The organism is Anabaenopsis sp. NIES-4685, from assembly GCF_059725405.1.
Genome location: NZ_AP043602.1, coordinates 3,884,094 through 3,910,083 on the forward strand (window position 1 = coordinate 3,884,094; position 25,990 = coordinate 3,910,083).

Consider the following 25,990-nt stretch of genomic DNA (forward strand, 5'->3'; position numbering starts at 1 on the left):
ACCTCTGTAATACACTCAATATAAAATGCCTAGCGATGAAAAGTCTTTACCTAGTTTATTAAGAAGAATCTTTAAATAGTTCAAACCAAACCTTGCTACTCTATCAGGGTGTTCGGCCAGAAGAATATTATACTTATCGTCTTTTAGAAGCTTTGACAACTGTTTGCGGTTGTCATTTAACCCACTGCCGATTTCTTTAACAACTTTATATATTGTGTACCCCCTAGCTGTAGCATATTGGGTTAACCTTTCAGCTTGTCTTTCTAAGTTGTCTTTTGAACCATTATCAGAAACACGGCAGTAGATAGCTACAACTTTGTTAGGGTTTTGGTTAGTTTCAGGTAGATTAATAATTATGGTTCCTGTAGGTTGTTGATAACCTGTGATTACGCCGGATTTGTACCAACGCCACGCAGTTCTATAACTTATCCCTACCTTTTTTGCATAATCAGATAGTTTCATTCATTTAATGATCGTACATTCATAATATTATACTACAAATGTACATAAATGACTATAAATTCATTAAATTATTGTAGACCTAATTTACTCTAGTCCAAAAATCAGTAGGCATGGTGTTATCAGCAATCTTAATGAAATTTTTAGATTCTTTGTATATCTTTATTTAAAGGTGACGCTACAATGATAATTAATACATAATTTGCGTAACACAATAGTTGGTCAGCTATTGATTATTTAATTTAATTAATTTTTATTAAAACAAGTTAATTATATAAACCTGATAAGACTCATGTAGGTCTAGGCTCAGGACATGAAGCCATTTCTGAGTATGTGAACACAGTAAAGTGCTCTAATTACTTAAGAGTCAATGCGTAAGATTTGATAGCGGTAGTAAGCATAGGTATCGAATAGCGCCCCAACGAAACTACAAGTCAAACTAATGATCACAAGTCCATGAAGGGGATGACCGCTACCAAAGATAGAAAGAAAATGGATGATCCTCATCGTGCTGGCATCAGTAGCCCCTTGTAAAGCTGGAAAGTAACCGATGACAGGCAAAAGGAATAATACGCCCCCCACCAAGGACATAGGAGCGATAAAACTAAAAAACATAGTCAGCAGTAGGGAGCGGAGAAAGTTGGTGAAAATAGACATATACAGCAGGCTCCGTTGAGAGAGTGAACAATCGCCGAGAACTAAGATGTCATCTTCCAGAATACGTGCGATCGCTCCTTAAAAAGCAATATGTCAAAAATCTTAAGTTTTGATTAAAAAAAATCTTCACCTTTTAAATCAGATAATCTGATCGGGAAAAACTCTAAAATTATCTAAAAAACTTGCCAAACATAGCTTTCAGTCTATATCATTTCGTAATAATGGCATCAAAAATCGATTTAAACAACTTTACTTTATGAGATGACCTTTAAATTAAGTTAATGTTTCACCCAGGGAGTAGGGTTCCCCCAACCAACAGAGATCCGCTATCCTGAATGCAGTTACCGAGTTAGCTAAAAAACATTGAGTGAGACTAAATCCAAATCCAGTTTAGGAGCATGGAGTCAGCGACTGCTGGCGGCGATTTTCCTGGGTGGACAAGTAATAGTTCACCTATTGAGGGGAAAAATTAATTGGCGCAATACTGTAGAGCAAATGGCCACTGTGGGGCCAGACTCCCTATTTATTGCCCTGTTAACGGCTGTATTTGTGGGCGCAGTATTTACGATTCAGGTAGCGAGGGAGTTTATTAATTTTGGCGCTAGTAATCTAGTTGGCGGAGTCCTAGCGGTAGCATTAACAAGAGAATTATCACCAGTACTTACCGCCGTGGTTTTGGCGGGAAGAGTCGGATCCGCCTTTGCAGCCGAAATTGGGACGATGCGGGTAACCGAGCAAATCGATGCTTTATTCATCTTAAAAACAGACCCCATTGATTACCTTGTTATCCCTGACCTACTAGCTTGCTGCTTAATGCTGCCGATTTTAACCCTCCTGTCTTTAATCACGGGGATTTTAGGGGGATTAATAATTGCCACAAATATATATGGTATACCCGATACGGTATTTCTAGACTCAGCTCGCAACCTGATCAGCATTGGCGATATCATCAGCGCCTTAATTAAAGCCTGTTGCTTTGGCTTGTTAATCGCCGTCATTGGTTGCAGCTGGGGTTTAACGACCAAGGGAGGAGCAAAAGGCGTGGGACAATCCACCACAACGGCTGTTGTGACTTCCTTGCTAATTATATTTATTAGTAACTTTTTTCTCTCATGGTTAATGTTTCAGGGAGCGGGGAGTGCATTGCTAGAAGGTTTTTGACACAGGAATGGGAACTGTTCACCAATAACTCGGCAAGTTAATCAAACCCAGAACCCCTAAAATAGGATAGATGTTTACCAACAAAACAGGATGGGAAACTGTGACCAGTTCATTTACAACTGATTCCACCTCAACTGTGGAACTCCAGCCTAGTTATAATATCCCCATTGTATTGCTGATTGCTGCCATACCTCTATTGGTAGTGCAAGTTTGGGTAGGGGTGGTAATTGCATTATTGGGCTTATTTCTGTTGTTACAAACCGCAACAATACGTTTACAGTTCACCGCCACAGATTTAGATATCTATCGAGGGGAAAAATTACTGCGGCGCTTTCCCTATCAGGAATGGCAAAACTGGCGGATATTTTGGAATGGAATCCCTATCCTGTTTTATTTTAAGGAAGTCAATAGCATTCACTTTTTACCGATTTTATTTGACCCCAAAACCCTGAAATCTTGTCTAGAATCACGTTGTCCACGGATATGACCTATTTTCTGAATCCTGTGAGCCTCAATGCTCAGTGGTTTTGCATCTAGACTATATTCTTGAAACTTATTTATTTGCATTATTGTTTATGAACCCAGAGGAATCTCAAACTCCAGAACAGATGGATGAGTGGTTGGAACAAATAGAAGCAGAAAACTCATCCCCAGACTCACTGCTGGAAACAGGAGCGCCAACTTCATCTACTGATACACAACCAAATAATGCAAATCTTGTGCCAATCATACCTCATACAGAAGTGGCATTTGCCGCCATTGACTCCACAGAAGACTCAACCCTTGAAGATGCAGTACAACAACCACAAACTCCCGTCGTGGTAGAGCAACAAGATAATTCACTATCTGCTCAAGCTGAGGATACAGTGGCAGATTTGCAACGCCAAGAAGCATCCCTAAAGGCAGAAATAGCCAATCTACAAGCATCTTACAAAACCCTTCAAGAACAACTTAGTCAAACTCAAATCTCTCTGGGGCGACTTGTACAAGAGTCACTGGCGCAGTTAGAACAACGCAAACAAGCTCTGCAAATTTCTGTAGAACAACTAGAACGCCGCCAAGAACGCATTCGTAATGAAATGCGAACCACTTTTGCGGGAGCATCTCAAGATTTAGCAATTCGGGTGCAAGGCTTTAAGGATTATCTCACCGGTAGTTTACAGGATTTGGCAATGTCAGCAGAACAATTGCAACTGACACCAATCGAACCCGCCAAACCTGTGGTCACAGAGGTGAAAATCACCCAAGAACAGCCACAAACACCCCAATTTGCCCAACAACAGTTTCAAGAGACTACAAATAAAATTCGCCGCTTGATTGACCAGTATCGTAGTAACCCAGATTACTATGGTCCGCCCTGGCAATTACGCCGGACTTTTGAACCGGTTCACGCAGAACGAGTTGCTAACTGGTTCTTTAAACAAGGAGGACGCGGCGCTTTGCGAACCATGGGAAGCCGCTTGCAGAATATTCTCATTGGTTCATCTGTCGCTTCTATATTACACAGTTTATATGGCGATCGCCTCCGTACTCTGGTTTTAGCAAATTCCCCAGAACGTTTAGGTGAATGGCGGCGCGGTTTGCAAGACTGCTTAGGAATTGGTCGCACAGATTTTGGTCCTGACCAGGGTGTAGCTTTGTTTGAAACACCCGATGCTTTGGCTTTGAAGGCTGACCGACTGGTAAAGACTAATCAATTACCTTTAATTATAATTGACGATTCCGAAGAGCAAATCAGTTTAGCAATACTGCAATTTCCTCTATGGTTGGCTTTTGCACCAGACCCTAAAGCCGTGAGAAGTTACTCTGGTGAAGGGGGAGCATTCCGACTATAGCAGATGGAAACGGAGGACTTTTGTCCTCACTGCAAGCCTTGAATTTTTATGGTGTTTTGTGATTTAATTATGGCTATTTGGTTAAGTTTGTGTGGCGTGGCTTTGGTGATAGCTTATCTGTTGGGTTCTTTTCCCACTGGCTACATTGCGGGAAAGCTCTTACAGGGTATTGATATTCGCGAAGTTGGTTCGGGTTCAACCGGCGCAACTAATGTATTGCGCACTTTAGGGAAAGGCCCGGGCGCTCTGGTTTTAGTAATTGATTGCTTCAAGGGAGTTTTAGCGATCGCAGTTGTTTACTGGTTATTTTCCTTTACTCCCACTCAAAATCTTCTCCCCTCAACGCTAAATACCCAACTTTGGCAATCTTGGATGATTACTTTAGTGGGGTTATTAGCTATCCTGGGACACAGTAAATCAATTTTTCTCGGCTTCTCCGGCGGTAAGTCTGTAGCTACCAGCTTAGGAATTTTATTAGCGATGAATTGGCAAGTAGGATTAGCTACAGCCGCAGTGTTTGCTGTGTTTATAGCTATATCCAGAATTGTATCATTAAGTTCCATTGCCGGTGCGATCGCTGTGCCGATTTTGATGTTAACTCTACATCAACCCCTACCCTATATCCTGTTTGGTATTACTGGGGGAATTTACGTAATTTTCCGCCATCGTGCTAACATTCAGCGACTACTTGCAGGTATAGAGCCAAAAATCGGGCAAAAGCTAGCAACAGAAACAACTACTGATAGCTAGCTATCTAATTAATCACTTACCTGTCAGCTTCACTAGACCAATACCACCAAAGTAGAGTCCTAAAACTGCTCCTGCTAAGAGACTTTGGGTCAGGGGGTCAGTGGAAGGGGTGAGAACAGCACCGAGAACAACTGCTCCCATAATTACAAATCGCCAGCCAGAAATCATCTTTTGAGAGGAGACAATTCCCAAATTACCTAGTAATAATTGAATAATGGGAATTTGAAATGCTAAACCAGTACTAAATAATAGTAACAGCACAAATTCAAAGTATTTGTCAATAGACCATAGTTGATCTACCACATCTTCGCCGTAGCTAATGAAAAAATTCAAAGCTGCGGGAATTAATAGTAAATAAGCGAATACTAAACCCGTGACAAACAGCACACTAGAACCTAAAACCACCGGTCCGAGTAAGCTGCGTTCCCGCCGAGTTAGTCCCGGAAGAACAAACTGGATAATTTGGTAAAGAATGAAGGGGCTAGAAAGTACTAACCCACTGTAACCCGCTACTTTGATGGAAACAAAGAAATATTCCCCTGGAGCCAGTTGGAGAAACTTGACCCCTTGGGCGGGGACTTCCAGTAACTTAACAATGGGTTTCACGGCGATGAAGCAGCCAACAACACCAACTGCAACACCAATTAAAGAATAAAAAATCCGTTGTCGTAGCTCTTCTAGGTGGTCGAAAAGGGACATTTCCACTTCATCAGGCAACTCATTGAGAGCATCCGGTTCTGAGTTGCCGTATTCCTCTTGTTGGATATCAGGAGTAGTTACATCTTGTGAGGGTGTCATTAGTCATCTCAATAGGCAACATTTCTTAACTATTGTATCCGGCGAAGCAGTGACAAAACTATGTTTTTCCCAACAATGACTTACGCCAGACTAGGCTATCAGGATTTTATCTTTTCTTTTTGAATTACCTCTGGGGCAATTTGGGGTGTATCTGTGAATATCTTGCTACCTTGGCGGAAATTTCGGGGTTATAAAGTCTCAGATAATTCCAATAGTTACCAAATACTTGGCGCACGTAATTTTTAGTCTCATTAAAAGGAATATCTTCCACAAAATCATCTGGATCATCTTTGCCGATGGTCTGTAGCCATCTAGCGACGTTGCCAGGGCCAGCATTATAACTTGCGATCGCTAACATGGAGTTATTATTATACCGCCGATGGGTATAGTCTAAATACCATGTTCCCAGATTAATATTTTCGTTGGGGTCTTCTAAGTCAATTGTTTTACTATCCAACTGAATTTGGGGAGCAATCCATTCACCTGTAGTCGGCATGATCTGCATTAAACCAGTAGCACCGACCACAGATCTAATTTTTGGCTCAAACATTGATTCCTGACGCATCAAACCAATTACCAGGAGGGGATTTAACTCTCGTTGAGCCGACCATTTTTTAATTTCCTGGCGATAGAGAAAAGGATAACGGGCTTGCCCAATAACTTACCTGCTGGCTCAAAGCCTGATACTCCGCTTGTTCCTCTGGTGTTTCCCTGTCTTCGAGTCGAGAAATCAAGTTAATTCCTGCCAGATTTTGCCCTCTCACCAGGCGCATTAATCCCTCAGTAAACTGTTCTGCTACCGTGGGCTGGAGTTTATTGGTAAATTCTGTTTCCCATTGGAACCAAGCATCACGATCTTCACCGAGTAAATACAGTTCTTTGAAAGTTTCTGAACCGGCGGGGGGTACAGGTCGTTGCTCTAGAACTACTTCCGGCTGCAATTCCCTGAGGTTATCAAAATCACCCACATTCAGCCCCAGAGTTACAGCTGAACGCCAAGCATAGTAAGAGTGAGGAAATTGACTCAACACATACTCATAAGCCGCTTTAGCTTCCTTTTGTTGCCCTAGTCTGGTAGCCCATTTGCCCACCCAAAAGCCTGCTCTGGGAGCTAAAATACTATTAGGGTTCTTAGTCACAATTGGTTCTGCCCATTGCCAAGCCCCTAAGTAATCTTTGGCTTTGGCTTTCTCTTTGGCTTTGTTCCAGCGATACTCTGCGGCTTGATTAGAACTACCGTATTCACTTAATAGCAATTCCCACGCCTGTTGAGCCGACTTTTGATCATTTAGCCCCTGGTAAATTTTGGCTTTTTCTACTACTGCTATACTAGCTTGTTGAGGAAAATTAGCAATTATTCGGTCAAGATAGGGCAAAGCATCTTTACGGTTTTTAGCCAATTCAGCTAAACGCAATAGGGCTAGTCCGGTTTCCCTAGCATCGGGAAATTTTTCTACTAGTTGATTATAAATCGCCAATGCCTTTTCGGGTTGTTTACCTCCTATCTGTAAACCTCGCGCAGCGCGGTAAAGGTTGCGGGCTGTCTGGGGTGCTTTAACATAGGCATCACCAGCTCGTTCAAATTGATTATTTTCCCAGTAAGCTGTACCGACAATCTCCCAATCTATGGAAGCAACTGCTACGTTATCGCTATCGGGTTTGATATCTGATTGTTTTACTAGCTCATCTAACACACCTACTATTCCCGGTTGGTGAAAGGCGTGTTGTGCCAAAATTAACCGTAAATTTGGCTGTTGGGGATTTTCTCTTAAGCGTTTATAAATAATTTCCCAGGTGAGGGGATGTGAGGGAAACTCTGCGATCGCCCGATCATGATGTTCTGGTAGGGCGATCATATACAGCGCTCTGGCTGTTGCGGCTGCTTGGGGATAATCTCGCAGCACTCTTTGTCGTAGATTGGAGGTTTGACGACTCTCACCGAGTATGTCCTGTGCTTGGGCTTGTTTGAGTAAAATATACGCGCCCAGACTGGGGTAAGTTTTTTCTAGTCCTTCTAGAAGACTTAAGGCCTTTTCTGCTTCCCTAATATTAATTAAATCACTGGCTAACAGATAACGGGCCCGTTCTCGGTCTGGTGAAATGGAACTATTGGCGATCGCTTCTAGTTTTTCTGCTCGTTCTTGTGGAGACTGTGATACTAATGGAAATACATCTGATTTGACTTGGCTAGCTGTAGAAATTTGTTCAGACTGATTTATGGCTGAGTTGAACCATTCCCCCCAGAATGTTCTGATGTTAGGGGTAGATAGGATTGCACCTGCTGAGAAGGCAAATAAGACTGCACCAGCAATCAAAGAAATCTGTTTTTTTTGTAGTTGATTTCCCATGGATACTCCCCCAAGACTATGGTTTAAGTTTTTGCAACTTTAGCATTGCTGGCACTGGGGTGTTATTTGTCAATCATAAATATTACAAATCATCCTAAATAATCCTAAAATATCTTCATATTATGGTGGTGTTTTGCCGGGGAGGGAGACGCGATAGCTATCGCGTCTGGTATGTTTTTCCCAAGAGCCAAAACACGAGTTATCTGTCTGGTGCGTTAGCTAGTGCTGGGGTTTGCCCTTTCAAACCAATCATCAATTTGAGGGCAAATACTTTTAAGATGGGTATGCGCTGCATCATCCACAAACCTAGGCGACGAATTACTACTAGTGGTAAAAAGTTATGAGAAAACATCCTATCTAATAGATCCGTGAAAGCTAGAATTGTCAGGTTTTCTGGTTTGCGCCAGCGTTCATAGCCTTTGAGGACTTGGAGGTTACCAATATCTTTACCTGCTTTATGTGCTGTTTGTAACACTTGGGCTAAAGCCGCCGCATCTCGAATCCCCAAGTTTAAACCTTGTCCGCCGACGGGATGACAATTGTGTGCGGCATCACCAATTAAGGCTAATCTGGGGAGAACATAGCGATCGCTTTGCATCAGTTGTACTCGAAAAATAAAGCGATCGCCCAGTAATTCTAGCTTACCCATTTGATTACCATAGCGGCGGGTGAGTTCTGCCAAAAACTCCTGGTCATCTAAAGCACACAAAGCCTCTGCTTCTGCGTGGGGGGCTGTCCAGACAATACGGCAACGGTTACCAGGTAGTGGTAAAATAGCAAACGGTCCACTAGGCCAAAATCGTTCGTAGGCAGTGTTATTGTGGGGTTTCTCTGGTTTAACAAATGCTACAATACAGGACTGCCAATATTTCCAGCCAGAAGTTTTAATTCCCGCAGCTTCCCGGATACGCGATCGCGAACCATCAGCAGCGACAATTAATTTACCGCGGACTGTCTGAATTTGGTCAGCAATTTTGACATCTATAGCCACAATCTCCTGCTGATATTCTGTCTTGACCACCTCAGCGGGACATAGATAAGTCACATTCTGACAATTGTGGACAAATTCCTGTAAAGGCTCTAACAAAGCTTGGTGTTCCGCCACATAACCCAATTCTGATGTACCTAAATCATCGGTGATAAATTCCACAACATCGGGATAATCGGCATCAGAAAGGCGAACTTGGCAATATTTTGCGATTTGAGGCGATATTTTTTCCCAAACACCAATTCCTTGGTAAATGAGCGCCGAAAGCATATGAACTGCATAAGCTTGTCCCTTCGCCACTGCTGCTGATGCAACTTTGGCCTCAATTAGCAGAATACTTAAGCCAGAGTCCTTTAAAGCTGCGGCTAAGGTTAAACCAATAATTCCACCGCCGACAATGACCAGATCATAGTCATATCCCTGATGATCTGGCGGTGTTTGTTGAGGAGAAATTTTTTGATGTAGCTGTGTGATCACCATTGTTAAGATTAATTAAGGCATCCTAATTATTATTTTTACGCAAACAGACAAATCCGTGCAAATATGGCCGGATTAATTAACCATAGATATAGATGATAGATGGTGCGCTACCCCACCCAGGATATTCGTCTAGGGTACACAGATAATCTTGACTGTAACTCCAAAGCAAGTCCGCCAAGAAATGGAAGCTGTGGGTTTAGTTTGGCGAGAAACCAAAAACTTGTTACCTCAGCAACACTTAATGATATTTGAAAAGCGGGTATAATATCTATACAGACTTATTGAGGACTTAAGTCCTCAATCAAAACCTTTAATTACCGGAGTGGCATCAGGCTAACGCTTTTGGCCACACTATCCCAAACTATCCAACTACAAGAATTATCCACATCTTCTGGATTATTGGTAACTTTAAAATACAGCTTTCCCTGTCCCTTGCGTTCAATGGCAAAGTCGGCATTTTGGGCGTAAACTACTGTAAATCCTTTGTCCCTCAAGCAATACATAGCCCAAGCCTTCAATGATTGCTTCTGTGGTTCATGGGGAATAGGTGGTTTTGTAATGGTTTCTTGGATAACTTGAAATATCTCCATTAGTTTCTCAGGGAAAATAAAATCGTTGTAGTGGAGGCATTTGTCCCGATACTAGTTTACCTCATCACAGAATGCAATGTGCTGTTTAGGTCTTGATGATGTTAATTTACACCAGACCGATTCGGTTTGAATAAACTTTCTGATGCGGTTTTAATCACAATATACAAAACTGGCACCACAAACAAACTTAAAAAAGTAGCGATTAACATCCCGCCAAATACTGCAGTTCCCAAGGACTGACGACTTCCTGCACCCGCACCGGTAGCAATGGTTAAGGGGAAAATACCCAGAAGTGTGGAAAATGCTGTCATTAAAATCGGGCGTAAACGTTCCTGTGCAGCTTCTACTGCGGCCTTAGTAATAGAAAGCCCTTCATTCCGTAATTGGTTGGCAAATTCTACGATTAAAATCGCGTTTTTACTCGCCAAACCAATCAGCATGACTAGACCGATTTGACAATAAATATCATTAGGAAAACCCCGCATTGATTGAGCCACAAGTGCGCCAAAAATTGCTAAAGGAACCGCTAAGAGGATAATTAGGGGGTCTATGTAGTTCTCATACTGAGCAGCCAAAACTAAAAAGACAAAGACAATTCCTAACCCAAAAATAATGGGTGCTAAACCGCCAGATTCTATTTCTTCCAATGCAGTTCCTGACCACTCATAACCAAAACCGGGTGGTAATACTTCTGCTGCTAACTGTTCCATGGTCTGAATGGCGCTTCCAGAACTAAATCCAGGGGACGCAGAACCATTGATTTCAATGGAGCGAAATAGATTATAGTGATTAATTACTTGCGCTCCCACAACCGAAGTAGTTTTAATTAAGTTTCTCAAGGGAATCATTTGATTAGTTTGAGAACGCACAACTAGTTGCTCAATATCCTGGGGGTTAGAGCGAAACTGTTTATCTGCCTGGACATATACGCGATAATTACGCTGTTGGAGGTTGAAATCATTAACATATTGAGAACCCAAAGCAGTTTGCAGAGTCCCAAAGATGTCATCTATGGAAACTTGCAGGGCTTTGGCTCGATTCCGATCTACTTCTACCAGTAATTGGGGTGTTTGCGCCGCAAAAGTAGTGAATACGGCTTGTAATCCTGGTGTTTGGTTGGCGCGGCCTAGCAGTTGACCCATGGATTGGACTAAACCTTGTAGGTCACTACCACCTCTACGGTCTTGCAGTTGAAGTTGGAATCCGCCAAAGTTACCTAACCCCTGAATCGGTGGGGGATTTACGGGAAAGACTCTGGCTTCTGGGATGGCGAATAGTTTCCCTCGTAATTTACCGAGTATGGCCTGTACTGATTGGTCAGGTCTGCTGCGTTCTGCCCAAGGTTGAAGGGTAGTAAATATAATACCATTATTAACAGTACTACCACTGAAACCAAAGCCACCCACTGCGAAGGTTCCCACGACTTCGGGAATTTGCAGGATTTCTTTTTCTACCTGGGCAATCACATCACTAGTATATTGCAGTGAAACTCCTTGTGGTCCTTGGACTAGTGTAATAAAAAAACCTTCGTCTTCTTCTGGGAGAAAAGCTGTAGGTACTGTAGTATAAAGCCAAGCAGTCATTCCCAAAGAAACGATGAATAGTCCGATGATCATATTTTTCCAGCGGACTATCAGGTGAAGCGATCGCTGATATAGTGTTCTTACCAAGTCAATAAACTGATTAATCTGGTAAAATACCCAACCCAGCCAGACCTGATAGCGATAGCGTGGCAGTTGGTTCCATAGGTTGTTGTCGTTGGCGTAGGAGTAAGGCACACAAAGAGGGTGTGAGAGTCAAAGCCAGAAAAGTAGAAATCACAATGGAAAAGGCGATGGTCAGGGCAAATTGGCGATACAGTGCGCCCGTGGTTCCCGGAAAAAATGCCACGGGAACAAACACAGCCATCAGCACCAAGGATGTAGCAATCACTGCACCAAACAATTCAGCCATAGATTCACTGGCCGCCTGGCGAGGACTCATTCCCTTATCCTGGATAAAACGGCTGATTTGCTCAACCACCACAATGGCATCATCTACCACCATCCCCGATGCTAAAGTCAGACCAAACAAAGTTAAACTATTAATAGAAAAGTCAAAAATCCGAGCAAAAATAAACGTCCCAATTAAAGATAGGGGAACTGTGAGAGCGGGAATTAAAGTCGTGCGCCAGTCCTGCAAAAAGACAAAAATTACAATCACAACTAGTACTACTGCTGTAATTAGAGTCTTGATCACCTCTGACATGGACTCTTCCACAAAGCGTGTAGTGTCAAAGGCCACCTGATACTGTATTCCCGGCGGAAAATTGGGAGCCAGTCGCGCCATTTCTTCCCTAACCCCCCGGGCGACATCTAAAGCATTACTCCCAGGAAGCTGATAAATCCCCAAGCCTACAGCATCTTTAGCGCGATATCGCAAAAAGGTATTGTAATTTTCCGCACCCAGTTCTACCCTACCGACATCTTTCAGCTTAATTAACGTGCCATCATCGTTACTTTTCAGGATAATTTCGGCAAATTCTTCCGGTTCTGTGAGTCTACTGGCAGCACGGACATCAATTTGATATCTTTGCCCTTCTGGAGCCGGTTCTTGACCAATTCTCCCGGCGCTCACCTGCAAATTTTGTTCCTTCAGGGTATTAACTACATCCTCAGTTGTCAGCCGCCGACTAGCCAGGCGATTGGGATCCAACCATAGACGCATTGCATAACGACGTTCACCAAAGATAACGACATTACCAACACCTTTAACCCTTTTTAAGACATCTGCTAAATAAAGGTCGGCATAGTTACTTAAAAATATATTGTCATACTGGTTATTCTCAGCAAATAGACCAATAGCTAAGATAATATTGTTAGATTGCTTTGTCACCCTTACGCCTGTTCGCTGTACAGCTTCTGGGAGTTGGGGCCCGGCTATAGATACCCGATTTTGCACATCCACAGCTGCAATATCTGGATTGCGGGATGAGTCGAAGGTGGCTGTAATTGTACTCGATCCATCGTTACTACTACTAGAAGTAATGTAGCGGATACCTTGAATACCGTTGATTTGCCTTTCTAAGATATTCGTCACACCGCTTTCTACGTCCTCAGCACTAGCTCCGCTATAGTTGGCGGTGACGTTGATTTGAGTGGGAGCAATATCCGGGAAACGAGCAATGGGAAGTGTGGGAATACTAATCAACCCCAACAACAGCACAATTAATGCACAAACTGTGCTAAATACGGGTCTTTTGATAAAGAAATCAATAAACATAAGAAAATGAGGGAATGAGGAATTGTGGTGTCTCGGCGCTTTTACTGAGGCATCTTTTCAGGTAAAGGCATGATAGGCACACCATTAGTGAGATTGAGAATACCAGAAACAACAATTTTATCCCCGGGTTCGAGTCCCTCAATAACGTGATAATCGTTTCCTTGAATAGCTCCCAACTTCACGGGTTTTTGCTGGGCTACTAGGTTCGGCATTCCCGGTTGGGATTCTCTCGGCTCTTGAGCTACAAATACAAAAGTCTGTCCACCCATCCGAGATATTGCTTCAGCGGGAATTAAGATTCCGGGACGTTCATCCCAGATCACTTGGGCTTGGACGTTCAGGCGGTTGAGTATTAGCTTGGTGTTATTGACAAAGGTGGCTTTAGCTAAGATATTCTGAGTATTTGCCTGGATATTCGGTGAAATAAAACTTATTTTGCCTGATCTAGCGGGTTTGCCTTCAGCATCTAGTATTTTTACGGGTAATCCCACCCGCAACCTTTCACCTTGATGGAAAGGGACAGATAAGTTTAATTCCAAAGTGTCATTTTTATTCAGTGTGGTGAGTTCGTCTCCCTCCTTGACAAAATCTCCCACCTTCACGGGGATATCACCGAGAATACCAGTCAGAGGAGCGACAATATTTGTGTACTGCTTTTGCACTTCGGCTACCTGAACTTGGGCTGCGGCTTCCATAACTTGAGAACGGGCTTGAGCAATTTCTTCAGCACGGGGCCGTTCTGTAGTTGTTTGAGATTTTGCTTTTCTAGTTCTACAGATGCAGCTAGTTCATTAATATCAGCGCTTCTGCTTTTGCGAAGTTGTTCGAGTCGTCTTTGAGCTTCTTCGAGTCTAGCCTCGGCGCTTCTTTGTTCTCTGAGAAATCCTTCTAATTGGTCTTGGGAAACAGCTCCGTCTTCCTTTAATTTTTGGTATCGCCTAGCTCTTGATTGTGCTAATTCCAAATCAGCTTTAGCTACCTCAATTTGAGCTTCAAGTCTGGGCAATTTCTTGTGGACGCGCTCCACCTTTAGCATTTTGTAGGCGAGCTTCGGCTTGAGCTAATCTAGCCTTGGCTTGGGCAATTTCTTCGGGACGTGTACCTGCTGTGAGTTCTGCTAGTCGAGCTTGGGTGCGGTCTAATGTTGCTTTTGCTTGTCGTAAGCGGGCTTGGGTATCGTTATTTTGCAGGCGAATAATCACTTTCCCTTGTTGCACGCGATCGCCTTCTTTAAATAGAATTTCACTAATGCGCCCGTCAATCTCTGGCTTAATTGCTACTGAGCCTGGAGATGCCAAAAAGCCGCCAATTACTGAACTTTCTTGTATGGTTGTAGTTTCTACTGTAGCTAACTTTACAGGAATTCCCATGGGTTGGCCAGCCCGTACTCCGCCTCTATCTACCCTACCTGCAAAGCTATTTTGCCACCACCGCCAACCCAAGCCACCCCCTGCAATTAGGAGAATCAGCAGCCAGATTAAGTACCAGGGCCGCTTTTTCCTTGGTTTCAATGTTTGTTGTTGCTGTTCAATGTGACTGTAATTGTTAACCGCAGACTTTTCAGTTTCTCTGGAAACTGGAGACTCAGGAAATTCAGAGTTCGCCATTGTTATATTCTCATATCTATTAATTGCTGTTAAGACTCAAGTCAACAAATAAGAATGTAGCTTTATGTAAGCGAATGCTTGCATTATACACAAATGAGAAGATATTTTCTAGGAAATAGAACGATTTAATAGCTATAGCTAACAACTGTGTAGATATATGTTAATTAAACATATTAAGAGGGAAAATAGCATTTTTTTGGCTTAGAATCTATCTTTCATTCCTCGTAAACGAGCGAAAGTTTGTACTGGGTCGCTACTCTTGACAGCTAACTGTAATGAGGGTTTGTCCCAACCTAAAAAGGGATTGGTCAGCTTTTCCACCCCCAACCATGAGGGAACAGTAGCCTCCTGGCGACTACGAAAGTTGTATACTTCCTTGTAGCGCTTTTGTAAAACGCTATTATCAGGATCTACAGTCAGAGCAAACTCCAGATTTTTTAAAGTGTACTCATGGGCACACCACACACGAGTATTGTCTGGGAGATTGCGTAGTTGAGCCAAAGAGTTGACCATTTGGGTCGGTGTACCTTCAAATAAGCGACCGCAACCCCCTGCAAACAAAGTATCACCACAGAATAACTCTCCAGGTTCACTCAGTTTTGTGGGGGGGAAATAGTAAGCGATATGAGCGCGGGTGTGACCAGGAACAAAAAGAACCGTGGCGGTGCGATCGCCAAACTCCACACTATCTCCCGGTTGCAAAAATACCTGTTGTCCGGGAATTCTCCCCTGATCCTCAGCACCACCATACACCGTCAACTTAGGGAAATGTCTAATTAACTCCTGATTTCCACCCACATGGTCGTGATGATGATGAGTGTGAAAAATTGCCACTAACTCGGTCTTTAGTTCTGCAAGTTGTTTTAATACTGGTTCAGCTACTGCGGGGTCAACCACAGCAGCAAGATTTTGTTGAGCATCGTGGAGCAAAAATATGTAGTTGTCTGACAGTGCATTAAGACGGATTACCTGCATTTTCTCTTATTCCCACCGATCATACTGGTGTATGATTATGATAAAACTATATCGGGCACGAGCTGCAACTGGTGGAGGTGGGTGATGTCAACCTTTAAAATTTCTGGGCAAATTGTAGACGTTATCCACAAAACCATATTTCCTGGTACAATTACCATTGCTCAAGGGCGTATTCAATCAATTGAACAGGAACCAAAACAGAGTTACCAACAATACATACTTCCAGGTTTTATTGATGCCCATGTCCATATCGAAAGCTCAATGCTAGTGCCGACAGAATTTGCCCGTATAGCTACGGTGCATGGTACGGTAGGAGCGGTTTGTGATCCTCACGAAATAGCCAATGTCTTAGGAATGGCCGGTGTGGAGTTTATGCTCACCAATGCCACCCAAACACTATTTAAAATAGCATTCGGCGCACCTAGTTGTGTTCCCGCAACGACATTTGAAACAGCAGGTGCAAACCTTACCGCCATGGAAATCAAGCAATTATTCCAACATCCTGGGATTTCTTATCTGAGTGAAGTGATGAATGTCCCTGGTGTCCTAGGGAATAACACTGAGGTAATCTCAAAGATTGATTTGGCTAAAAAATTAGGATATCCCATTGATGGACACGCGCCAGGACTATCTGGTCAAGACTTACAAAAGTATGCTGATGCCAATATTACAACTGATCATGAGTGTTCAACTCTAGAGGAAGCTTTAGACAAAATCGCTGTGGGGATGAAGATTCTGATTCGTGAAGGTTCAGCAGCTAAAAACTATTTAGCCCTCCACAGCTTAATTGATTCTCACCCCGACCAATGTATGTTTTGTAGTGATGATTTGCATCCTGATGATTTGGTGAGGGGACACATTAATGAACTGGTGCGCCATTCCCTAATATTGGGTCATGATGTCATGAATGTGTTGCAAATTGCTTGTGTCAACCCAGTAAGACACTACAACCTCAATGTGGGTTTATTACAAGTTGCAGATCCTGCGGATTTCATAGTAGTGAATAATTTAGAGGAGTTTACAGTGCAGTGTACCTATTGCCAAGGTGTATTGGTGGCGAAAGAAGGTCAAGCACTGTTACCCTATGTCCCGGCATTATTTGTAAATAATTTTACTGCAAAGCCAAAACAAGCAAGTGATTTCCGAATTGTTGCCGCAGGTTCAACGGTGAGGGTAATTGAGGTGTGGGACGGACAATTACTAACCACGGAAAAGCATATATTGGCTAATATTGAGAATGGTGAAGTGGTGGCAGACTTAGAGAATGACATCCTCAAGATCGCCGTAGTCAATCGTTATCAAAACAGACCACCTGCTATGGGTCTGATCCACAATTTTGGACTACAACGAGGGGCGATCGCCTCCAGTGTTGCCCATGATTCTCATAATATAGTAGCGGTGGGTACAACGGATGAGGAAATCTCTAGGGCAGTGAATGCAGTCATTCAAGCCCAAGGAGGTATTGCTGTTGTTGAAGGTAAAACCGTCAAAGCGCTTCCCCTACCGGTGGCTGGATTGATGAGTGGTGATGATGGTTACACCGTAGCCGAGGAGTATGGACAACTGGATGCTTTGGCAAAAGATCTAGGTTCCAAACTTTCTGCACCTTTCATGACCCTGGGCTTTATGGCGCTGCTGGTAATTCCTGAGTTAAAACTCAGTGACCAAGGCTTATTTAGCAGCAATAACTTTGAATTTGTCTCACTGTGGGTATAGCAAATATGACATTGTGTGATTCGTTCTTCCTAAATGAGTAGAAATGCTCAGGGACGGAAGGCAAGACTGGGTAAAAACCAGACTCTTGTAACTCTGTGTTCATGTGGGTGAGAATCCCACCCCCTAGGTGCAAGGGTGACAGCATCTTCCTTACGGTAGCGACTAGCCATCAATCCGTAAAGCAGGAAGAAAAGGCGTTCTTACTGGGAGCCTAACCTGGTACACGTCGAGCAAAGTACCCATGAGTAGTCAACGAAGATGTGTCTGAAACGTCGTCAGTTTGAACCAGCCAAATCAGGCTGATAGGCTGGAACCAAAAGGTAAAGGATAAGGAGACGGCTATTATTGTCCAGACCGTTAAGCACTTCCAATAAACCCGGCGTAAAGCATCACTCTAAAGGTACACAGTATGAACATACGGAACGAAGTAACCCCTTGTTAGCTCTTTTAGAAGGTCGAGTCTAGAAGTAGGTGCTAACCGGATGCTGCAAGTGGGAAAGATTGAGTCAGAAGCGAACGCTTAGGGTAATGCCTAAGATACGCTGACAGATTCACGGTGATATGGATGATAAAGTCTCTAGTAGGAATTATGTCTAAAACGAGTGTAAAGACTACGGTAGAATGGAACACGATTAACTGGAAACAGTTAGAACGTCGCGTTTACAAAATCCAAAAACGAATTTATCAAGCCTGAACCCGTGGTGATGTCAAGGTTGTTCGCGGACTCCAAAAGGTGCTGATGAAATCCTGGTCAGCCAAAGCTTTGGCGACACGTAGGGTAACTCAAGATAACCAAGGAAAGAAAACCGCCGGAGTTGATGGAGTAAAAGCTTTATCACCCAAGGAAAGATTGGAATTGGTAGATGAGTTAAAGCTAGGGTCGAAACCCAAACCAACCCGGAGAGTCTGGATAGACAAACCCGGTAAGGATGAGAAAAGACCACTAGGAATACCCACGATGTATGATAGGGCATTACAGGCGCTTGTCAAACTGGCTTTAGAACCAGAATGGGAAGCAAAGTTTGAACCCAACTCATATGGATTTAGACCAGGACGCTCATGTCATGATGCCATACAAGCAATATTCAAGTCCGTAAATGTCAAACCTAAGTTTGTTCTGGATGCTGATATAGCTAAATGTTTTGACAAGATTAATCATCAAGCATTGTTAAAGAAACTGAACACCTACCCTAAACTACGCCGTCAAATCAAAGCGTGGTTAAAAGCAGGTGTTGTCCATAGCCAAGTCCTATTTCCTACAGAAGAAGGCACACCCCAAGGTGGTGTAATATCCCCTCTACTGGCAAATGTAGCCTTACACGGTATGGAGGAAATTCTTAAAGAATATACCTCGAAATTACCAGGTAAAGGATCTAAAAGGGATAAGGCGTGGGCGATATCAATCATCAGATATGCAGATGATTTTGTCATCTTGCACGAAAACCTGGCAGTTATTGAACAATGCAGGGAAATCTTAGTTAAATGGCTAAATGAAATGGGATTGGAATTAAAACCTAGTAAGACCAGATTGGCTCACACTCTGTATGAACACCAATCAGAAAAACCAGGATTTGATTTCCTTGGCTTCAATGTGAGGCAATATCCAGTCGGTAAATACAACTCAGGATTAAATCCGCATAAGGAAATACTAGGTTTTAAAACCATCATCACCCCATCTAAGAAATCGGTTAAGAATCATTATGAAAAGATTTCCAACACCATTAAAAGAAACTTACCAACGCCACAATTGGGGTTGATAAGTAAACTTAACCCGATAATTAAGGGATGGTGCAATTACTACTCATCATCAGTAAGTAAAGAAATCTTCAATAATATCTCTAATCAGGTTTATCAACGACTTCACAGATGGGCAAAGCGCCGACACCCCAATAAATCTGATAAATGGATAGCCAATAAATACTGGCACACAATTGGGGGTAATAACTGGGAATTTGCAGTTAAGATGGATGATAAATTCATCAAACTGTATAGACACCCAGAGACTCCTATTGTACGTCATGTTAAGGTTAAAGGTAACGCCTCGCCATTTGACGGTGATTGGGTATATTGGAGTTCAAGAATGACAAACCATCCCGAAGCCAACAAAAGAGTATCGACACTACTCAAAAAGCAAAAGGGTAAATGTCCAGAATGTGGGCATTACTTTAGGGACGGTGATGTAATGGAAGTAGACCACATCCTACCCCTTTCCAAAGGTGGAAAAGATGAATATAAAAATCTACAACTATTACACAGACATTGCCACGACAAGAAGACAGCCAGTGATGGAAGTCTTGTAGGTACTCATGACAAGAACCATATCATTGAGGAGCCGTATGAAGCGAAAGTTTCACGTACGGTTTTGTAGACGAGTCGGTTGGGTGACTGACCGGCTTAGTTTAATTGCGCCTTTGCGCCTGGGGGTGAATCCTGATTGAGATAATTGATCAATAAATAGTTGCGATCGACCCCTATGATTCGCTAGGATCTGTAAGCTTTAGGGTATAAGCGAAGCTACTGGGGTTAATCAACAGATGATGCCGCTAAAACCCAAGTTAATCAAATTTTACACAGAAAAACAAAAAAGATGGCCAAACGTGTACAGTTAGTTTTAAATCAAGATATTAGCAAGTTGGGAAAATCCGGCGACTTAGTAGATGTAGCTCCCGGCTATGCTCGTAACTATCTCATTCCCCAAAAGTTGGCAACCCATGCCACTCCTGGTATTCTCAAACAAGTAGAACGCCGTCGGGAGAAAGAGCGTCAACGCCAATTAGAACTGCGTCAACAAGCTTTAGAGCGAAAAGCAGCTTTAGAAAAAATTGCTAGCTTGCAAATTGCTAAACCCCTGGGTGAAAACGAAGCGATTTTCGGGACAGTAACTACCCAAGACGTAGCAGAAGCGATCAAAACAGCTACCGGTGAAGAAGTTGATCGCCGTGGTATTTCTATTCCCGATATTAACCATCTTGGGACTTACCAGGCCGAAGTCAAGCTATATTCTGATGTCAGCGCTCAGGTCAATATTGAAGTTGTAGCCAGTTAAATTTTGGTGTTGTGTGGAGTACAGACGCGATAGCTACCGCTGTGCGTCAGCCATATAATCGCGTCTGTACAAGAAGTCCCAACTTTTCTTAAATGGCTTATGTCTGAAGAACTGAGTTTTCAAGGTAATGGTAGCGATCGCCTACCACCCCAAAATATTGAAGCAGAAGAAGCAATTTTGGGGGGAATTTTACTAGATCCAGAAGCCATTGGGCGAGTAAGCGATCGCCTCTTACCTATAGCCTTTTATATCAGCGCCCACAAAGATATCTATCAAGCGGCGCTGCGCCTTCATGCTCAAGGTAAACCCACAGATTTACTCTCAGTTACCAGTTGGTTAGCCGATCACGATCTCCTCGCCCGCATTGGTGGGAGAAATAAATTAGCTACTCTCGTAGACCGCACAGTCTCAGCTGTTAACATTGATGCCTTAGCCGGTTTGGTGATGGAAAAGTACCTGCGACGGCAATTAATTAAAGCTGGTAACGAAATTGTTCATCTTGGTTACGAGACAGAAAGCGAACTACCGATAATTTTAGACCAAGCAGAACAAAAAGTTTTTGGTGTTACTCAAGAACGTCCCCAATTAGGTCTAACTCACATTTCTGATACTCTGATTAATACCTTTCAAGATATTGAAACTCGCCACCAAGGTATTGCCTTACCGGGAATTCCTTGTGGTTTCTATGATTTAGACTCCATGACCACTGGCTTTCAGCGTTCTGATTTAATTATCATCGCCGGTAGGCCATCAATGGGGAAAACGGCATTTTGCTTGAATCTGGCTCACAACATTGCAGCTGGTTATAAATTGCCAATTGCCTTTTTCAGCTTAGAAATGTCCAAAGAACAGCTAGTACAGAGACTATTAGCTAGTGAAGCGGGGATTGAAACTGGTTATCTGCGCAGTGGACGCATTAGTCAAACACAATGGGAACCTTTAAGCCGTGCCATTGATAAACTTTCAGACCTACCCCTTTTTATTGATGATACAGCTAATATTACCATCACCCAAATGCGTAGTCAGTCCAGACGACTGCAAGCAGAACAAGGAACAGAATTAGGATTAATTATCATAGATTATTTGCAATTAATGGAGGGTGCAGGTGATAACCGCGTGCAAGAACTATCCCGAATTACTCGTTCTCTCAAAGGTTTAGCCAGGGAATTATCTGTACCAGTAATTGCCTTATCTCAGTTGAGTCGTGGTGTAGAAGCGCGTACCAATAAGCGCCCCATGTTGTCAGATTTGAGAGAAAGCGGCAGTATTGAGCAAGACGCGGATTTAGTTGTCATGTTATACCGCGATGATTATTATAATCCCGACAGTCCAGACCGAGGGATTGCAGAAATAATCATCGCTAAACACCGTAACGGTCCGACAGGAACCATAAAACTTTTATTTGATCCCCAGTTTACAAAGTTTAAAAATTTAGCTAAACAGGGTAATTATTAATAATTGGGAATTGGGGAAGAAATAGGCTGAATTTTCCTAAACTTCAATCCCCAACCCCTATAGTTTGTCTACTTAATAGCTAGCAGTGCGACTCGTTCTCTCGATCGGGAGCATATATGCTCAGGGATGAGAGGCAAGACTGGGTAAAGCCAGACTCTTGTAACTGTGTGTTCATGTGGGTGAGAATCCCACCCCCTAGGTGCAAGGGTGACAGCATCCTCCTTACGGTAGCGACTAGCCATCAATCCGTAAAGCAGGAGGAAAAGGCGTTCTTACTGGGAGCCTAACCTGGTATACGTTGAGCAAAGTACCCATGAGTAAGATTTCCTAAGATGCGTTTGAAGTGTCGTGAATTTTAACCAGCCAAATCAGGCTGACAGGCTGGAACCAAAAGGTAAAGGATAAGGAAACGGCTGCTTGCTATCAGACCGTTATGCACTCCCGATAAACCCGGCATATAGCATCACTCTAAAGGTACACAGAATGGACACATGGAACGAAGTAACCCCTTGTTAGCCCTTTTAGAAGGTCGAATCTAAAAGTAGGTGCTAACCGGATGCTGCAAGCGGGGAAGATTGAGTCAGAAGCGAACGCTTAGGGTAATGCCTAAGATATGCTGACAGATTCACGGTGATATGGATGATAAAGTCTCAAGTAGGAATTATGTCTAAAACGAGTGTAAAGACTACGGTAGAATGGAACACGATTAACTGGAAACAGTTAGAACGTCGTGTTTACAAAATCCAAAAACGAATTTATCAAGCCTCAGCCCGTGGTGATGTCAAGGTTGTTCGTGGACTCCAAAAGGTGCTGATGAAATCCTGGTCAGCCAAAGCTTTGGCAACACGTAGGGTAACTCAAGATAACCAAGGAAAGAAAACCGCCGGGGTTGATGGGGTGAAAGCTTTATCACCTAATGAAAGACTGGAATTGGTAGAAGAGTTAAAACTAGGGTCTAAACCCAGACCAACCAGAAGAGTTTGGATAGACAAACCTGGAAGGGATGAGAAAAGACCACTAGGAATACCCACAATGTATGATAGGGTACTACAGGCGCTTGTCAAACTGGCATTAGAGCCAGAATGGGAAGCAAAGTTTGAACCCAATTCATACGGATTTAGACCAGGGCGCTCATGTCATGATGCCATACAAGCAATATTCAATTCTATAAATGTCAAATCTAAGTTTGTTTTGGATGCCGATATTGCTAAATGTTTTGACAAGATTAATCATCAAGCATTGTTAAAGAAACTGAACACCTACCCTAAACTACGCCGTCAAATCAAAGAGTGGTTAAAAGCAGGTGTGGTCGATAGCAAAGTCCTATTTCCTACAGAAGAAGGCACACCCCAAGGCGGTGTAATATCCCCTCTACTGGCAAATGTAGCCTTACACGGTATGGAGGAAATTATTAAAGAGTATGCCTCGAAATTACCAGGTAAAGGCTCTAAAAGGGATAAGGCTAATGCAATATCAATCATTCGATATGCAGATGATTTTGTCATCTTGCATGAGAATCTGACAGTTATTGAACAATGCAGGGAAATCTTAGTTAAATGGCTAAATGAAATGGGATTGGAATTAAAACCTAGTAAGACCAGATTGGCTCATACCTTGTATGAACACCAATCAGAGAAACCAGGATTTGATTTTCTGGGATTCAACGTAAGACAATCCCCGGTTGGTAAATACAACTCAGGATTGAACACCCACAAGGAAATACTAGGGTTTAAAACCATCATCACCCCATCAAAGAAATCTGTTAAGAATCATTACAAAAAGGTTTCGGACACCATTAAAAGAAACTTACCAACACCACAATTGGGATTGATAAGTAAACTTAACCCTATAATCAAGGGATGGTGTAATTACTACTCATCGGTAGTAAGTAAAGAAATTTTCAACAATATCTCTAAACAGGTTTACCAACGTCTTTATAGGTGGGCAAAGCGCCGACACCCCAATAAATCTGGGAAATGGATAACCAATAAGTATTGGCATACAATCGGAGGTAATAACTGGGAATTTGCAGTAAAGATGGATGATAAGTTCATCAAACTGTTTAGACACCCAGAGACTCCCATAGTACGTCATATTAAGGTTAAAGGTAACGCCTCGCCATTTGACGGTGATTGGGTATATTGGAGTTCAAGAATGACAAACCATCCCGAAGCCAATAAAAGGGTAGCGACCCTACTTAAAAAGCAAAAGGGTAAATGTCCAGAATGTGGGCATTACTTTAGGGACGGTGATGTAATGGAAGTAGACCACATCTTACCCATCTCCAAAGGTGGAAAAGATGAACATAAGAACCTACAATTATTACACAGACATTGCCATGACAAGAAGACAGCCAGTGATGGAAGTCTTGTAGGTATTCATGACAAGAACCATATTGCTGAGGAGCCGTATGAGGTGAAAATCTCACGTACGGTTCTGAAGACGAGTCGGTCAGGTGACTGACCGGCTTAGTTTAATATTCCACATCAAACAGCAAAGTAGCGTTGGGTGGAATCACACCACCCGCACCACTAGAACCATAACCTAACTCCGGGGGGATGATTAATTGACGACGACCGCCTACTTTCATAGTGCTTAGTCCTTCATCCCAACCTTTAATCACCCGTCCGATACCAATTTTAAACTCAAAGGGACTATTGCGATCGCGTGAGCTATCAAACTTCTTCCCATTTTCTAAAGTACCGGTGTAGTGAACTACAACTGTTTGTCCCCGTTCAGGACTCGCCCCAGTTCCCTCTTCCAATTCCACATATTTCAATCCAGATGGATTAGTTACAACACTGGTATCAGACATACTATTACTCGCAATCAAGGGTTGGTTTTTGGTGACATTCGTGGGTGCTGGTGTAGTTTCTGTTAAATTAGCGGCAACAGCAGAGTTGACTTTATTACCAACTTGTGCTAATACCAGAACTAAAACACAAACCAGCATGAAACCCACGCTGAGAAAAATTGATTTCAAAATTAGCTCTCCCTAATGAGGCAACCTGACATTTTTCAGATGATCAAGAGGACACAATTTAGTTTAACGCCAAAGCTTATTTTCTAAATCACGCACTTGACGCTCTAAACGGTCAATTCTACCCCGTAATTCATCCACTTCAGATTGACGAGCAACGCCGAAATCCTGCATAACATTCCGCATTTGTCGCTGCATTTGCTCTTCCCAGTTTCCTTGGTCTGACCTTAACTGCTGTACAATATCATCCATGACCGCCTTAGCTTGTTCAGGATCGAGTTTACCGTCCTTGACCAAATCGTCACTGACTTGGCGCATTTTTTCAGCTACCAAAGACGTTGTACCAATACCGAGCATCATTAACTGTTGTAACCAATTATTACTATCCATACTTTCTTCGGTGTTCCTTATTCTCCGCTAGCTGAGTTTGACTGTTGAGTGTAGTCATCAAGCTATGCTGGAAAAGTTGTGATTTTAGCCTACATTTCTATTTTGGCAAATTCTGAAAAACAGAAAGGAAATTAAATAGTGTGGTGATAGAACTCCTGAAATTTCAAGTTCCCCGAGAAGCGCGAGCAAATTACATCCAGAAGGATAGCGAAATTTGGACAACAACCCTGGCTAAGTATCCAGGATTTTTGGGTAAAGAAGTATGGACTAACCCCAATGACCCCACAGAACTTATTTTAATTATTCGTTGGGCAACAAGAGAACAGTGGCAAGCCATACCCGGAGAAGATTTACAAATAATTGCAGCCAAATTCGCCCAAGCCATGGGCGAAACCTACCCAATTGTCGAATCAGCAGAGTTTCAAGTGGAAAAATTTCTGGTTACCTAAGTATAAATACTAGATAAATATAGCAGTTCTCTGTTTGGTAGGTAC

At 42.8% G+C, this 25,990-nt stretch carries 21 protein-coding genes and 4 pseudogenes; 12 read left to right on the forward strand and 13 right to left on the reverse strand.

Features of this window, described 5'->3' with window-relative positions:
* Nucleotides 1-15: 15 nt before the first annotated feature.
* Nucleotides 16-462, reverse strand: coding sequence for an IS607 family transposase (locus AC6IZ0_RS16680; protein ID WP_497723950.1), 447 nt, complete (start codon nt 460-462; stop codon nt 16-18).
* 357 nt (nt 463-819) lie between these two features.
* Complete coding sequence (locus AC6IZ0_RS16685) at nt 820-1,116, reverse strand: hypothetical protein (protein ID WP_271733200.1); 297 nt, start codon at nt 1,114-1,116, stop codon at nt 820-822.
* A gap of 363 nt (nt 1,117-1,479) precedes the next feature.
* Between AC6IZ0_RS16685 and AC6IZ0_RS16690 the strand changes: the two genes are divergently transcribed.
* From AC6IZ0_RS16690 to plsY, 4 genes are all read left to right on the forward strand, one after another.
* The gene (locus tag AC6IZ0_RS16690; protein WP_497723951.1) at nt 1,480-2,277 is read left to right on the forward strand and encodes an MlaE family lipid ABC transporter permease subunit; all 798 of its coding nucleotides are present in this window, start codon (nt 1,480-1,482) and stop codon (nt 2,275-2,277) included.
* A 70-nt stretch (nt 2,278-2,347) separates the two neighbouring features.
* Nucleotides 2,348-2,764: a DUF3119 family protein gene (locus tag AC6IZ0_RS16695; protein WP_271733203.1), complete on the forward strand. Its 417-nt coding sequence runs from the start codon at nt 2,348-2,350 to the stop codon at nt 2,762-2,764.
* Nucleotides 2,765-2,852: 88 nt separating this feature from the next.
* Nucleotides 2,853-4,112 carry a DUF3086 domain-containing protein gene (locus AC6IZ0_RS16700; protein WP_497723952.1) on the forward strand — a complete coding sequence of 420 codons (1,260 nt, stop codon included), beginning with the start codon at nt 2,853-2,855 and terminating at the stop codon, nt 4,110-4,112.
* Nucleotides 4,113-4,181: 69 nt separating this feature from the next.
* Nucleotides 4,182-4,862 (forward strand): glycerol-3-phosphate 1-O-acyltransferase PlsY, encoded by a 681-nt coding sequence (gene plsY / locus AC6IZ0_RS16705; RefSeq protein WP_497723954.1) that lies wholly within the window; start codon nt 4,182-4,184, stop codon nt 4,860-4,862.
* A gap of 12 nt (nt 4,863-4,874) precedes the next feature.
* On the opposite strand, the gene tatC is transcribed toward plsY, so the two are convergent.
* The 3 genes and pseudogenes from tatC to AC6IZ0_RS16720 form a co-directional block, all read right to left on the reverse strand.
* Nucleotides 4,875-5,660 (reverse strand): twin-arginine translocase subunit TatC, encoded by a 786-nt coding sequence (gene tatC / locus AC6IZ0_RS16710; protein WP_497723955.1) that lies wholly within the window; start codon nt 5,658-5,660, stop codon nt 4,875-4,877.
* Nucleotides 5,661-5,784: 124 nt separating this feature from the next.
* Nucleotides 5,785-8,008: pseudogene (locus AC6IZ0_RS16715) on the reverse strand (transglycosylase SLT domain-containing protein).
* Nucleotides 8,009-8,207: 199 nt separating this feature from the next.
* Nucleotides 8,208-9,476, reverse strand: a complete 1,269-nt coding sequence (locus AC6IZ0_RS16720) for an FAD-dependent hydroxylase (RefSeq protein ID WP_280792279.1) — start codon at nt 9,474-9,476, stop codon at nt 8,208-8,210.
* 154 nt (nt 9,477-9,630) lie between these two features.
* On the opposite strand from AC6IZ0_RS16720, the pseudogene AC6IZ0_RS16725 reads away from it, so the two are divergent.
* Nucleotides 9,631-9,741, forward strand: a pseudogene (locus AC6IZ0_RS16725) (SAM-dependent methyltransferase); the annotation flags it as partial.
* Between the two features lie 49 nt (nt 9,742-9,790).
* Here the strand turns inward: AC6IZ0_RS16725 and AC6IZ0_RS16730 are convergent.
* From AC6IZ0_RS16730 to gloB, 6 genes and pseudogenes are all read right to left on the reverse strand, one after another.
* Entirely contained in the window at nt 9,791-10,066 is a 276-nt protein-coding gene (locus tag AC6IZ0_RS16730) for a hypothetical protein (protein WP_271733607.1), read from the reverse strand.
* A 101-nt stretch (nt 10,067-10,167) separates the two neighbouring features.
* Nucleotides 10,168-13,327 (reverse strand): annotated as a pseudogene (locus AC6IZ0_RS16735) (efflux RND transporter permease subunit).
* A 41-nt stretch (nt 13,328-13,368) separates the two neighbouring features.
* Nucleotides 13,369-14,106 carry an efflux RND transporter periplasmic adaptor subunit gene (locus tag AC6IZ0_RS16740; protein WP_497726085.1) on the reverse strand — a complete coding sequence of 246 codons (738 nt, stop codon included), beginning with the start codon at nt 14,104-14,106 and terminating at the stop codon, nt 13,369-13,371.
* Nucleotides 13,995-14,333, reverse strand: coding sequence for a hypothetical protein (locus AC6IZ0_RS16745; protein WP_497723957.1), 339 nt, complete (start codon nt 14,331-14,333; stop codon nt 13,995-13,997). Before AC6IZ0_RS16745 ends, AC6IZ0_RS16740 begins: the two co-directional genes overlap by 112 nt.
* Nucleotides 14,320-14,934 (reverse strand): hypothetical protein, encoded by a 615-nt coding sequence (locus AC6IZ0_RS16750; protein ID WP_497723959.1) that lies wholly within the window; start codon nt 14,932-14,934, stop codon nt 14,320-14,322. Before AC6IZ0_RS16750 ends, AC6IZ0_RS16745 begins: the two co-directional genes overlap by 14 nt.
* Before the next feature lie 201 nt (nt 14,935-15,135).
* Nucleotides 15,136-15,909, reverse strand: coding sequence for a hydroxyacylglutathione hydrolase (gene gloB, locus AC6IZ0_RS16755; RefSeq protein WP_497723961.1), 774 nt, complete (start codon nt 15,907-15,909; stop codon nt 15,136-15,138).
* A gap of 84 nt (nt 15,910-15,993) precedes the next feature.
* Between gloB and ade the strand changes: the two genes are divergently transcribed.
* The 6 genes and pseudogenes from ade (at nt 15,994) to ltrA (AC6IZ0_RS16785) (ending at nt 24,589) form a co-directional block, all read left to right on the forward strand.
* The gene (ade, locus tag AC6IZ0_RS16760) at nt 15,994-17,625 is read left to right on the forward strand and encodes an adenine deaminase (protein WP_271733603.1); all 1,632 of its coding nucleotides are present in this window, start codon (nt 15,994-15,996) and stop codon (nt 17,623-17,625) included.
* Nucleotides 17,626-18,334: 709 nt separating this feature from the next.
* Nucleotides 18,335-19,537, forward strand: a pseudogene (ltrA, locus tag AC6IZ0_RS16765) (group II intron reverse transcriptase/maturase); the annotation flags it as partial.
* A 168-nt stretch (nt 19,538-19,705) separates the two neighbouring features.
* Nucleotides 19,706-19,993, forward strand: a complete 288-nt coding sequence (locus AC6IZ0_RS16770; RefSeq protein ID WP_497726086.1) for an HNH endonuclease — start codon at nt 19,706-19,708, stop codon at nt 19,991-19,993.
* Between the two features lie 219 nt (nt 19,994-20,212).
* Entirely contained in the window at nt 20,213-20,671 is a 459-nt protein-coding gene (rplI, locus tag AC6IZ0_RS16775; protein WP_271733602.1) for a 50S ribosomal protein L9, read from the forward strand.
* A gap of 99 nt (nt 20,672-20,770) precedes the next feature.
* Nucleotides 20,771-22,126, forward strand: coding sequence for a replicative DNA helicase (gene dnaB, locus AC6IZ0_RS16780; RefSeq protein WP_497723963.1), 1,356 nt, complete (start codon nt 20,771-20,773; stop codon nt 22,124-22,126).
* 663 nt (nt 22,127-22,789) lie between these two features.
* Nucleotides 22,790-24,589 (forward strand): group II intron reverse transcriptase/maturase, encoded by a 1,800-nt coding sequence (ltrA, locus tag AC6IZ0_RS16785; RefSeq protein ID WP_497723964.1) that lies wholly within the window; start codon nt 22,790-22,792, stop codon nt 24,587-24,589.
* 10 nt (nt 24,590-24,599) lie between these two features.
* Here ltrA (AC6IZ0_RS16785) and AC6IZ0_RS16790 read toward each other — a convergent pair whose 3' ends face one another.
* Both AC6IZ0_RS16790 and AC6IZ0_RS16795 read right to left on the reverse strand, forming a co-directional pair.
* Nucleotides 24,600-25,109: an FKBP-type peptidyl-prolyl cis-trans isomerase gene (locus AC6IZ0_RS16790; protein WP_497723966.1), complete on the reverse strand. Its 510-nt coding sequence runs from the start codon at nt 25,107-25,109 to the stop codon at nt 24,600-24,602.
* A gap of 63 nt (nt 25,110-25,172) precedes the next feature.
* Entirely contained in the window at nt 25,173-25,496 is a 324-nt protein-coding gene (locus AC6IZ0_RS16795) for a phasin family protein (protein WP_271733597.1), read from the reverse strand.
* Nucleotides 25,497-25,636: 140 nt separating this feature from the next.
* Here AC6IZ0_RS16795 and AC6IZ0_RS16800 point away from each other — a divergent pair, with 140 nt between their 5' ends.
* Nucleotides 25,637-25,945, forward strand: coding sequence for a TIGR03792 family protein (locus AC6IZ0_RS16800; RefSeq protein ID WP_271733596.1), 309 nt, complete (start codon nt 25,637-25,639; stop codon nt 25,943-25,945).
* Nucleotides 25,946-25,990: the final 45 nt, after the last annotated feature.